The sequence below is a fragment of the Ensifer sp. YR511 genome (assembly GCF_900103045.1).
In the GTDB taxonomy this organism is placed as follows: domain Bacteria; phylum Pseudomonadota; class Alphaproteobacteria; order Rhizobiales; family Rhizobiaceae; genus Ensifer; species Ensifer adhaerens.
Map to the genome: position 1 here is coordinate 24821 of NZ_FNGR01000029.1, position 11909 is coordinate 36729.

5 protein-coding genes are annotated in these 11909 nt (G+C 62.9%); all 5 read left to right on the forward strand.

Annotated elements, in window-relative coordinates:
* Positions 1-530: 530 nt before the first annotated feature.
* The 5 genes from BLU15_RS40680 (at position 531) to BLU15_RS30745 (ending at position 11583) form a co-directional block, all read left to right on the forward strand.
* Positions 531-7232: an autotransporter outer membrane beta-barrel domain-containing protein gene (locus BLU15_RS40680; protein ID WP_256386705.1), complete on the forward strand. Its 6702-nt coding sequence runs from the start codon at positions 531-533 to the stop codon at positions 7230-7232.
* 1043 nt (positions 7233-8275) lie between these two features.
* Positions 8276-8650, forward strand: coding sequence for a hypothetical protein (locus BLU15_RS30730; RefSeq protein ID WP_090300652.1), 375 nt, complete (start codon positions 8276-8278; stop codon positions 8648-8650).
* A 148-nt stretch (positions 8651-8798) separates the two neighbouring features.
* Entirely contained in the window at positions 8799-10316 is a 1518-nt protein-coding gene (locus BLU15_RS30735) for a phage tail sheath family protein (protein ID WP_244546859.1), read from the forward strand.
* A gap of 17 nt (positions 10317-10333) precedes the next feature.
* Positions 10334-10861 carry a phage tail protein gene (locus tag BLU15_RS30740; protein WP_060519070.1) on the forward strand — a complete coding sequence of 176 codons (528 nt, stop codon included), beginning with the start codon at positions 10334-10336 and terminating at the stop codon, positions 10859-10861.
* A gap of 41 nt (positions 10862-10902) precedes the next feature.
* Complete coding sequence (locus BLU15_RS30745; protein ID WP_143034295.1) at positions 10903-11583, forward strand: hypothetical protein; 681 nt, start codon at positions 10903-10905, stop codon at positions 11581-11583.
* The last annotated feature ends 326 nt before the right edge of the window (positions 11584-11909 follow it).

Below are 11909 nucleotides of genomic sequence, written 5' to 3' on the forward strand. Positions count from 1 at the left end.
AGGACAGTAAGTTCAGCCGGGCTTTGGCAGAATCTGTAATAAATTTGAAGATTTGACCTAAATTGGAGAGGGGCGTCTTCCACCGGCAATCTCGGATGGGCTCGTTCGCCTTCATGCATGTTTTGGTCAGAATTGAATAGTTTTGTTCTGTAGATTCCTCGACCCCATTTGCCTTACCGTCACTTCACAGTGACCTTGCATTTGTTTGATTGGGGGAGAGCCCTTCGCGCGCAGATTGCGTATGCGCCGAAGTCGGCCGCGCTTGCTCCAATTTTGAAGGGGCTCGCCGTATGAAACATGCCGAACGCACGGGAAAGATCTTGCGAGCATTTCGACTTCGGTCGAACGCTGCCTCGTCCCTCACCCAGGGGGAGTTGCCATTCTCTCAAACATGCAGTCGTGAAGTTGGTCCTTTCCGGCCTAAATTGATGAACCGAGCGCGGGGCAATGATGGTTGCCCGGCCGGCGTTCGGAACGTTTACGTCCCGCATGTGCTCATCATGTTGGCTTTGGGGCTCGGTGGAGCTGGTATGGCAGGCGAAGCGTCTGCCGGCTGCAATGGCGATCCAAACCAGACAATCGGCCAGGTCGACTACGGATATACGTGGTCAGCCTGTTGGGGCGACAGCGGTGTCGATCATGACGATGAAAAGGACGGAGACGCCGGAGCAAACATAACGATCAACACAAGTGCGTCGTATACCGCTGGCGCAAGTCTCCCCTACGTCGTGCCGTCGGGCTCAGCCGGCGGTGTCATCATGACATACACGATGGGCGGCGGCGGTGTCGACGAGGGACGCGCGGGTGCCGGCGGGACCGTGACGATCACTAATTTCGGCGCCATTACCCTGTCTGCGTCTACGGATCCGGGCACCATCGGGAGTTTGATTTCGGCAACGAGTTTCGGCGGCTCCGGGGACGAGGACAATGACAATTACAAATCGAACGGTGGTGCCGGCGGTGCCGGAGGCGCGGTAACGATTACCAACTATGGAATGCTGGCCGTGGAATCGCTGAAGTCGACCACGGCCAGAGGCATGGCCGGGATCTTTGCGGTGAGCAAGGGAGGCAGTGGCGGTGAACAAAACAGCGGCGCGACCGGCGACCAGGTGGGCGGCAACGGTGGCAACGGTGGCACGGTCAGCATCGCCAACACAGGGCAGGTAAATCTCGGCAGCCCGACCAGTTCGCTGAGTGGCCTCGACTATGCGTGGGGCCTGGCTGCCGAATCCACCGGCCAGCAGGGCGGTCACGACAACGGTGCGGGCGGTGCGGGCGGCTTCGTCGATATCGCGAACGGTTCCTCCGGAAACGCAAGCGCCGGGGCGATCAGCGTTTACGCAAACGACACCGACAGCGTGCGCGGCATCCATGGGCTGAGCCAGGGCAGCGACGGCACGGCATCGCGAGACAGCTCCGATAAAGGCGGTGTGGGTGGAGGCGGCTCGGTCGTAAATGTCGACACCTACGCAGATATGACGATCGTCGCCACGGGCCAGGTGACCGAGCTTTCGGGCGGCGTCGTCGCCGTCACTCGGGGTGGCGATGGTGGCGACGGTTGGAGCTCGAACGTCGCGGGTGCCGGCGGCGAGGGTGGCAGGCCAGACAGTGGGCTGGCCGCGACGACCGTGACGGTCCATTCGGGCATCATTTCGACGCAGGGCGACGACCTTGGCGGTGTGATCGCATTGAGCCAGGGTGGCCGTGGCGGCGACGGCCAGGACGGAGAGAAGGACAGCTCCGGCGGTCTCGGCGGGAACGGCGGTCAGATCCAGTTGAACCTGTCCGGCGGCAGCGTTTCGACAGATGGCAGCAACGCCTTTGGCCTGTTGGGCCAGAGCATAGGCGGTCAGGGTGGCAATGGCGGCGACGAAACGGCTGTTGTCGGCACGAGTGGTGGGGGCGGCTATGGCGGTAACGCCGGCAGCGTGGGTGCCTTTACGAACGGCGCATCCAGGATCACGACGACGGGTGACTACTCGACCGCCATCACCCTGCATTCCATCGGAGGCGGTGGTGGCACTGGCGGCGACTTCACTGACGTGCTCGGCGGGGGAGCGGGCAATGGTGGCAATGGCGGCAGTGGCAACACGGCTATCGTCAACAACAATGCAGCAATCACGACGGCGGGCGGACATTCCTACGGTATCCTGGTCCAGTCGATCGGCGGCAGCGGCGGCACAGGCGGCATTGCCGCCGGGCTCACGCTCGAGCTGGGTGGCGATGGTGGCAGTGGTGGGTCGGCGGAGACGGCCAGCGTCCTGAATGCCGGTACGATCACCACATCTGGCTATTCGGCGCACGGCATCATCGCCCAGTCGATCAGCGGCGGCGGCGGCGCTGCCGGTATGGCGGGTGGAATTCTGTCGATCGGCGGTTCCGGCGGCTCCGGTAACTTTGGCAGCAATGCGCAGGTTCAGAATTCAGGTGTCATCAGTACCGGCGGGGATGCCGCCATCGGCATCCTGGCGCAATCGATCGGCGGCGGTGGCGGTTCGGGTGCCGGCGCGTCGGGCATCGCGACCGTTGGGGGTTCAGGTAGCGCCGGCGGTGACGGCAGCGAGGCTGGCATATTTTTGCCCGGCGGCTCGGTCACCACACGGGGTGAGATGGCGCATGCGATCATGGCACAGTCGATCGGTGGCGGTGGCGGCAACGGCGGCAACGTGATCGACCTGTCGGTTGGTCTCCCCGCATTGGGTGTCGGCGGCAGTGCCTCGGGCGGCGGCGCCGGTGGCAAAGTTTGCGTCACCAACCAATATTCCGATGACGGTTGTTCCGCAGAGACTGGTGCGCACGAGGCGGTTGATGTCGCCACTGCCGGCTCAGGCGCGGTCGGCGTGCTCGCACAGTCGATTGGTGGCGGCGGAGGCAACGGCGGAAATGCCACGGGTGGCGATGCCGGGCTTGGTAGTTTCCAGATTGGCGGGGGCGGTGGGGGCGGTGGCTATGCCAGCATCACCAGTGTCGACTTCCAGGGCTTGACCCTTACCACTCAAGGTTCGCACGCCGCCGGCATCGTTGCGCAATCGGTCGGGGGTGGTGGCGGCACCGGCGGCTCCGCAAGCTCCTACTCCGCAGGTCTCGGCTTTACGGCGTCGGTGGCTGTCGGTGGTACCGGGGGTTCAGGCGGCGCCGGTGGCGACGTCTCCGTCGACCTGACCGATAGCATCATTAGCACCGGCCAACACGGCGGCGATGTGACTGATGCCATCGGCGTCCTCGCACAGTCGATTAGCGGCGGTGGCGGTAGCGGTGGTTCCTCGGTTGCCGATGCGCTCACCGTGGCAGTGCCGACCGGCGAGGATGTCTCCTTGGCGATGAGTGTCTCAACGGCCGTCGGCGGTAGCGGCGGCTCAACCCACTCTGCGGGCGACGTCTCCGTGAGCTTGGACGGCAGCACGGCGGTCTCTACGAAAGGCGCTTCGTCGCATGGCGTGATGGCACAATCGATCGGCGGCGGCGGCGGGAATGGAGGCAGCGCGTCGTCGATGGCAGCGACCGGCGGTACCGTGGATACCGTCAGTGCCGACATCGGTGTTTCGGTCGGGGGCTCCGGCGGCGGCGGCGGCAATGGTGGTGCTGCCAAAGTCGCACTGAAGGATAGTGCCTCAGTGACGACGGCAGACGACTATGCCAATGCGATCGTGGCGCAATCGATCGGCGGGGGTGGCGGCAATGGCGGTGTCGGCAGCGTCAACAGCAAGCAGATTGGCGGCGGCTTCAACCTGACTGCCAATGTCGGGGTTGGCGGCTCGGGCAGCGGTGGCGCAAGCGGCGGGGTGACGACTGTCGATCTTGACGCAGGCACAGCCCTAAAGACCAGCGGCACGGGTGCACGCGGTGTGCTCGCCCAGTCGATCGGCGGCGGCGGTGGTACTTCGCAAGGCGTCAGCGTCGGGCTGTCGGCCAGCGCCAGCCTGCCCGGAGGCGAGGAGCCCGAAGGCAGTAGCGGCGACTTTTCCGCATCGGTTGGGGTTTCGGTTGGCCGGACCGGCGGCAGTGGCGGTTCGGCCGGGACGGTCAACGTCACCACATCGGGCAATATTGCTACCTTCGGCGCAGATGCGGACGGCGTGCTCGCGCAGTCGATCGGCGGCGGCGGCGGGCTTGGCGGCTCCGTGGGGCAGGCGAGCTCCGGTGATGCCGAGCCGCTCGATGACCAGGGCGCCAGTGATTGCCTGAGCGACGACGGTGACGGTAAGTCCGGCTACTGCTTCGATGTCAATGTCGGTGCCACGATCGATGACGGCGGTACCGGTGGCACGGCCGCCAACGGCAACACTGTCACGTTGACACATGCCGGCCGCATCAACACCACGGGTGATTGGGCCGACGGCATCGTCGCCCAATCGATTGGCGGCGGCGGCGGTGCCGGTGGTAGCTCTACCGCGTCTGGCAGCCAGGCAACGGCCAACATAACCGTTGGCGTCGGCGGCCGTGGCGGTGCGGGGGGAAATGGCGGCGAGGTCGACATCACCTTCGACGACAATCACGGCAACAGCATCAACACCTCCGGATACAGTGCCTATGGCGTGCTCCTACAGTCGATCGGCGGTGGCGGTGGCCAGGGCGGTGACGGTTCGGATCATGCGGCGGGCAAGATCACCGTCGGCGGCGGTTTCGGCGGCTCTGGCGGCTCAGGTGGGTCGGGGGGCCTGGTTGAGGCGCAGGGTTGGATCAATCTGTCGACCAGCGGCGACGATGCGCACGGTATCGTCGCGCAGTCTATCGGTGGCGGCGGTGGCGTCGGTGGCGCTGGAAGCCATACGGCTTCCGAGGACGAAAACAGCCACGCGATCGACCTCGTGGTCGGCGGCAGCGGAGGGGTTGGCGGTCGTGGCGGCGAGGTCGACCTTGCCATCGGTACCGCGCTCAACACCTATGGAGACCGGGCGTTCGGCCTCGTCGCACAATCAATCGGCGGCGGCGGCGGCATAGGCGGCGCCGGCGAAGCCGACAGCATAGCCTCGCTTGTGGTTGGCGGATCGAGCGGCAGCGACACGGATGGCGGCGCTGTCACGGTCGATCTGACGAGCGAGAGCACGGTTCACACGCGTGGCATCGGCGCGCACGGCATTGTTGCCCAATCGATTGGCGGTGGCGGCGGCATTGGCGGAACGGCTTCGGGCGCGCCGCTCTCCTTCAAAGGTGACAGCCCTGCCAGCTTTGGTGATGGCGACGATGTTTCCGTCAATATCGACGGCGGCATCCTTGCCGATGGCGACTATTCCTTCGGTGTTCTCGCGCAATCAATCGGCGGTGGCGGCGGTTTCGGCGGCAACGCGACCAGTGCTTTCATCGGGTCGAACGGTAACCTCTCTTCGGCCGGAAAAAGCGGCGATGTGACGGTCACCCTCAATGCCGGCAACGAAATCCGAGCGACCGGCAAAGACTCGATCGGCATACTTGCGCAAAGCGACGGAGGCACTGCCAACAACGGTACGGTCAATGTGACGGTGGATGGTTCCATTACGGGCGGATCCGGTGACAATGGTGCCGGTGTCTGGGTCGCGGGCGGGCAGAACAATAGCGTGAACGTCAATTCCGGAGGCATGATCTCGGCTGCTTCCGGTGTCGCCGTCCAATATAGCGCCGGACTGAACCCGCTCTCAGACGGCACGCTGATGGTGGTGAACAACGCCGGTATCATCGACGGCAGCGTCAAGGGGGCCATCACCGTCGACGCCAAAATATCGAAGACGGCCCGTGTCGGAAGCGGCATGGCGGTCTCAGTCGTCAATGAGACAGGTGGCCTGCTGACGGGTGCAAAGGTTTACGAGGCTGACGTGTTCAATCATGGCCGGCTGGCAGTCGGCGGTTCTGAGGCTATCGACGCCACGAAAATCACCGGCAACTTTGCCCAGCTTATGGACGGCGTTCTGGCAATCAACGCCGATTTCGCTGGCTCGCGCATCGATCGACTGACGGTCGAGGGCGACGCCAGCCTCGCCGGCAAGTTCACGGTGAGTGCCGAAAGTGTCTTGCCCGGTATCACTTTGTCTTTTCTCACTGCGGGTGGCACCTTGGATCACTCGCTAAGCGGGCAGTCGGCAATCTACGACTACGTGCTGACCCGGACTGGAAACGAGCTGTCAGTTGCGACGGGTTCGGCCCATTTCGGCGAGCCTGGCTTTGCGCTGAACGCGGACCAGGACAACGTCGCCGACCACCTGCAGGAGATCTGGGATGCCGGCGGCGGTTCCTTCGGCGGACTGTTTGGCACACTGGGCTCGCTTGCTGATGGCGATTCTGGTGCATACGGGTCCGCCCTGTCCGATATATCGCCCGGCGTCGCAGGAGCGGCCGCGGCCGGCAGCATCGCCACGACGCGGCAACATCTCGACCTTTTGCTGAGTTGCCCGATGTTTGCTGCGGACACCTCGTTCCTGACTGAGACGGAGTGCGCGTGGAGCCAGGCAGGTGCACAGAAGCTTGACCAGAAGGCCAGCGGCGGCGTCTCGGGTTTCGACAGCATGACCTATGCGCTGCAGGCCGGCGCCCAGGTCGAGGTGTTGCCCGACTGGTTTGTCGGCTTTGCCGGGGGCTACGACCGCAGTGCCATTCGCGGTGAGGACGGTCGCGTCAGCGCCGACGGCGACGTCCTTTATGCCGGTGCCTCACTGAAGCATGAAATTGGTCCTTGGCTTCTTTCGGGCGCTGTTTCCGGCAGCTATGGCTGGTACGACAACGTGCGTACGATCCGGATTCCGGGCTTTGCCGGACAGGCGGAGGGCGAACCGGAGGTCTACAATGTCAGCACCCGGTTGCGCGCTGCTTACACCTTTGCGCAGGATGCCTACTATGTGCGGCCGCTGGTCGACCTTGACCTGATCTATTCGCACGCCCGTAGCTACCGAGAGTCAGGTGCCGGCCCGCTCGATCTCCTGATCAACGACACCCGCCAGTGGAGCTTCACCACCACCCCGGCAATTGAGATTGGCACGCGCGTGGATCTGAGCGAAACGACGGTTATGCGGGCCTACGCGGCCGCAGGAGTGAGCTTCAGCAGCGCTGACAGCTGGGATACGTCAGCCCGGCTGGCCAATGCACCAGCTGGGGTCGGCGCTTTCGAAAGCACGGTGCCACTGGCCGATGTGGCAGGTCGACTAAGCGCGGGCGTCGACATCGCTAACGCCGACGGCTTCAGTTTGCGCGTCGGCTACCAGGGCTCGTTTTCCGACACCTATTCCAGCCATGGCGGCACACTGCGGATTGCCTACAAGTTCTGAGGGGATCAAAGATGTTAAGACAGGGCATGTCGTCGTGGGTGGGTCCAACCTGTCCCAAAAAGCGTTCCCGAGCAATCCAACCGGCAAATCCAGTCAACGAGGGCGCGAACGAGGTGGTGGCGCGCCTGCTTGACCCAAGAACAATGTACAGAGAACCGGTTTAGCGTACCGGCGTGCGCACAACGAAAATGAGCCTCCGCAGGGGGGCGGAGGCTCACGCGCGCATATATTGTCAATAACAAGTTTTATAAATATCAAGCAGTTACACGGAAATATGAACCGTAAACGCAGCGGCGGCTGCGTCGAAATAGGGTGGCGGTGTGTGCAAATGCAGGTGCAGTTTGCCAATCGGGAAACCGCATAGCAACTCGCCCAAATGGACATTTTGCGTAATACATTGGGCTTAGCCAATGACGCGACGCGAGCGCTAGAAAAATCGCGTAACGTTTCGTCGGGAACGTTGCGGCGTTGCTCTGCCACCTGATGGTTGCGATCTGGCTGTGAGGCTTCAGCACTCATAATATGTGCACTGAAACGATCAAATCATTGGGGAAATGCGAAGCGATAGCGCATGTAGTGCCTCTCCCGACGGTCGCGACCTAGTCTCGCAACAAACAACGCAAATCACCAACGTCGTGCAATTGTTTTTGAACTTACGCCAGCCGCGTCTCACAGCCTGTGCGGGAAGCCCCAACTTATACATATTATCCCGTATATTCTATTGGGATTTATACTTGGTTTATTTTAATGTGGAATGGTGTTCGATTGGAAGCGGCAGTGTAGAGATTAGAATTATCTCCGTTGACATTTTCTGTGTTCTGTATCTTTATAATTATCTTCTTGCATTCTGATAAGTATATCTCAAGCGTGACGTTGCTACGTTCGACGCTGCGAATGCCTTTGGGCTTCCCTAAGCACTATCCGGCGAGCTGGGCCTTAAAGCAGCAGATCTCGTTAAAGCGTCCGTGTTTGCTGGCGCAATTTAAAATTGTGATACTGAATTCTCCGACTGATCGCGCAACGCTTTCTCCGAGGTGCCTTTCATGTCAGAAACAATCACGTGGTCCCTAACCGCAGGTGGCAAGTCAGGCTCTGCCATCCAGACCAAGGGCGCATCGACGGGCGATGGTATCGTTTCCGTCTCTGTTGATCTCGACGCCGGAAGTGCAGAGCGCGATCTGGCCCTGCAGGTCGACAAGGTCGACAACGTCGCCTTTCTCGCGATCTCTTCCGATCTTCTCGACGGTTCGGTGACGGTCAAGGCAGACGGGGCCAATGCTTCCGCGCTGAGTGGTCCGATCCTCTTGTTCGGAGAGGCGGTCAAGCTCTTTGCGGGCGATCTGACCACCCTGACAGTTCACAACACATCGGCGGATAAAGCCGCCAAGGTAACGGTTCTGATCGGCCTGAGGGTCTGATCTGACTTTCAATCCGGTTTCGACGGCCCGCAAGGGCCGTCCGATGCATCGTTCGCTTTTGCATTCACGATCCGTTTGAGAACAGGAGCCGCGCATGCCCATCTCTCCAACCTATCCCGGCGTCTACATTCAGGAGCTCGACTCGGGCGTGCGAACCGTCGCCGGTGTGCCGACCTCGATTGCCGCTTTCGTCGGACGCACGAAAAAGGGGGGTGTCGGGGAACCGACGCCCTGCTTCAACATGGGCGAGTTCAATCGCCGCTTCGGTGGGCTTTGGAGCGACAGCAATGTCTCCTACGCCGTCGACGATTTCTTCGCCAACGGCGGCGGGCAATGCCTGATCGTACGGCTGTTCGAGCAGGACGGCGGCGACGGCTATGCAGGCTTGACTGTGGGCACCCTGATCCTGCGGGCCAAGAGCCCTGGTGCCTGGGGTAATTCGCTCTCAGGGAAAATCTCGCACTCCGACGTCGCCGATCCCGAGGGCGCGGCCGCAGCTGCCAAGAAGTACGGACTGACAGTCAACGACATCTTCGATCTGGAGATCGTCGACACTGCCACTGACACCCGGGAGGTATTGCGTACCCTGTCGATGAGAAGCGATGCGGGCCAGCGCCGGTTCGACCGGATCCTCGCGGCCCAGAGCAACCTCGTTGAAGCGCCGCCGGCCCCGACCTTTTCCAATAGCCGGCCCGCGGATGCCGCCACAGGTACTGCTACCGGTGGCGACGACGGAACGACGCTGGCCGATGCGACCTACCAAGGTGATCCGGCGCTGAAAACCGGCATGCAGGCGCTGCGCAAGGCGGACAGCTTCAACCTGCTCTGCATCCCACCCGACACCCGCGAGGCCACCCTGCCCAAGGCAGTCAGGGAAACGGCCGCTGCACTTTGCGCTGAAAGGCGCGCGCTTTACATTGTCGATCCGCCGAACGAATGGGACGCCAACCCCGACACCGCGGCGACGACGGCGAAGAATGCCCAGCTCGACGCCACGGACCAGGTGCTTCCACTCACCAATGCCCGCAACGCCGCGCTCTATTTTCCGCGGCTTCTCAAACGTGATCCGTTGCGCGGCGGTCAAATCGATGCCTTCGCGCCCTGTGGGGCGGTGGCGGGCGTGATCTCCCGCACCGACGTTAATCGTGGGGTCTTCAAGGCGCCGGCCGGCCTGGCCGCGACGCTGTCCAATACCCAGGGGTTGACCGTGAAGCTGACCGATCAGGAAAACGGCCTGCTGAACCCGATCGGCGTCAATTGTCTGAGGTCGTTCCAGAACATCGGCCGCGTCGTCTGGGGCGCTCGCACGCTGGCGGGCTCGGACGTGCTGTCGGACGACTACAAGTACGTGTCGGTCCGGCGCCTCGCGCTCTTCATCGAAGAGAGCCTGTTCCGCGGCACACAATGGGTTGTGTTCGAAGGTAATGACGAACCGCTCTGGGCACAGATCCGTCTCTCGGTGGGATCGTTCATGCAGCGGCTGTTCCGGCAGGGCGCGTTCCAGGGGGCGAGCCCCAAGGAGGCCTATTTCGTCAAGTGCGACGCATCGACGACCACGCAGGACGACATCAATCGCGGCATCGTCAACATCGTCGTCGGCTTCGCGCCGCTGCAGCCGGCCGAATTCGTCATCATTTCGATCCAGCAGATCCGCAGCGCGTCCTAAAGGGAGGGCGGACAAACATGCCACAGTTCACCACGAATGCCGACCGTTTCGACCCCTATAAAACGTACAAGTTCCGTCTGCGCTTGCCGGACGGGGACTACGTTGCAGGCGTCAGCAAGTGTTCAGCCCTCAAGCGCTCGACGGAGGTGGTCAAGCACCGCGAAGGTGGCGACCCCTCGACCAGCCGCAAGTCGCCGGGCCAGACCGAATATGAGGCAATCACGCTGGAGCGCGGGGTTACCCATTCCAAGCAGTTCGAGCAATGGGCCAATAAGGTGTGGAACTATGGGGCGGGCCTCGGGGCGGAGGTGTCGCTCAAGGATTTCCGCAAGGACCTGATACTCGAAATCTACAACGAGGCCGGTCAGATTGTTTTGGCCTACAAGCTCTATCGTTGCTGGCCCTCCGAGTTTTCGGCCTTCTCCGACATGGACGCTTCGGCTAGCGCCATCGCGATCCAGACGCTGAAGCTGGAGAACGAGGGATGGGAGCGGGACGAAGACGTGGCTGAGCCTGAAGAGCCCAGCTTCGAAGTTCCGGCCTGATCATGCCCCTGGGAGCTCCCTCACGGCTGGACGCCTCCGCGGTGATTGAGCTGGCCGACCGCGCGAGCGTGCTGTCGCCGGCTCAATGGTCGGTCGCGCTGCTGCAACGGGCCTATCCCGAGGCCGCGTGCGGGACCCTCTTGGCCCTGCCTATGGGGGCGCGCGACCGTTTGGTTCTGGCGATCCGGGCACGACTGAGGTCGGGCCCGCTCCGGGCGGAACCGGTTTGCGAAGCGTGCGGTAAGATCTACGAGCTCACGCTCGAACCCGCCAGCCTCGGGCTGGCGGGGGAGGCGCTTTGGCCAGAACCTGGTTTTCAAAAGGTGATGATCGGTGGCTGCGAGGCGGTCGTGCGCCCGGTGACCGTCGGCGACATTCTTGAGATCGAGACCATCGCCGAACCTGAAACGGCTGCGCGGATGCTGGCGGCACGGGTCCAGGAAACAGCAATGGATCTGCCGCTCGATGGCCTTGCCGAGGCTCTGGAGGCGATCGATCCGGGCGCCGATGTGTGGTTGGAGACCGGCTGCCCGGAGTGCGGCGCCAGGCAATCCGTGGCTTTCGATTCGGTGCATTTCGTCGCTCATGAGCTGCAACAGATTTCGCGGCAGATCCTGCATGACGTCGTGCACATCGCTCGGGTCTTCCACTGGTCCGAGGCCGAGATCCTCGCTTTGCCGGAGCATCGGCGGGCCTTTTATGTGGCCGAGGCACTGGCATGAGCGCGTTCCTGAGCAACCTTGCCGCGCGCGCGCGCGGCACGCTGCCCCGACTGGCGCCGCGCCGGCCCGGCCCCTTCGAAACGCTGGGCGAAAGGTCCGAACCCTCCGACAGCGATAGGCCGGTGCCGTCCATGTCTTCCGAGGCTCCGTCGCGCACCCCGCGCACCAGAGAGGCCGCCCCTCCGGCGGCCGCCCCCGTCGCGGGTCCGACCATATCCGCAGCAGCTACGACGGTCCTGAGGTCGACACACGCTGCAGCGCCGGTAACGCCAGCCACGTCGGCACCGGCTGCACCGTCGCGTCGCATGATGCCATTGGCGCCCGCC

What these genes read in the sequence shown, in the direction of transcription:
- BLU15_RS30730 (WP_090300652.1), top strand. Translation starts at nt 8,276, where the DNA reads ATGTCAGAAACAATCACGTGGTCCCTAACCGCAGGTGGCAAGTCAGGC.
- BLU15_RS40680 (WP_256386705.1), top strand. Translation starts at nt 531, where the DNA reads ATGGCAGGCGAAGCGTCTGCCGGCTGCAATGGCGATCCAAACCAGACA.
- BLU15_RS30740 (WP_060519070.1), top strand. Translation starts at nt 10,334, where the DNA reads ATGCCACAGTTCACCACGAATGCCGACCGTTTCGACCCCTATAAAACG.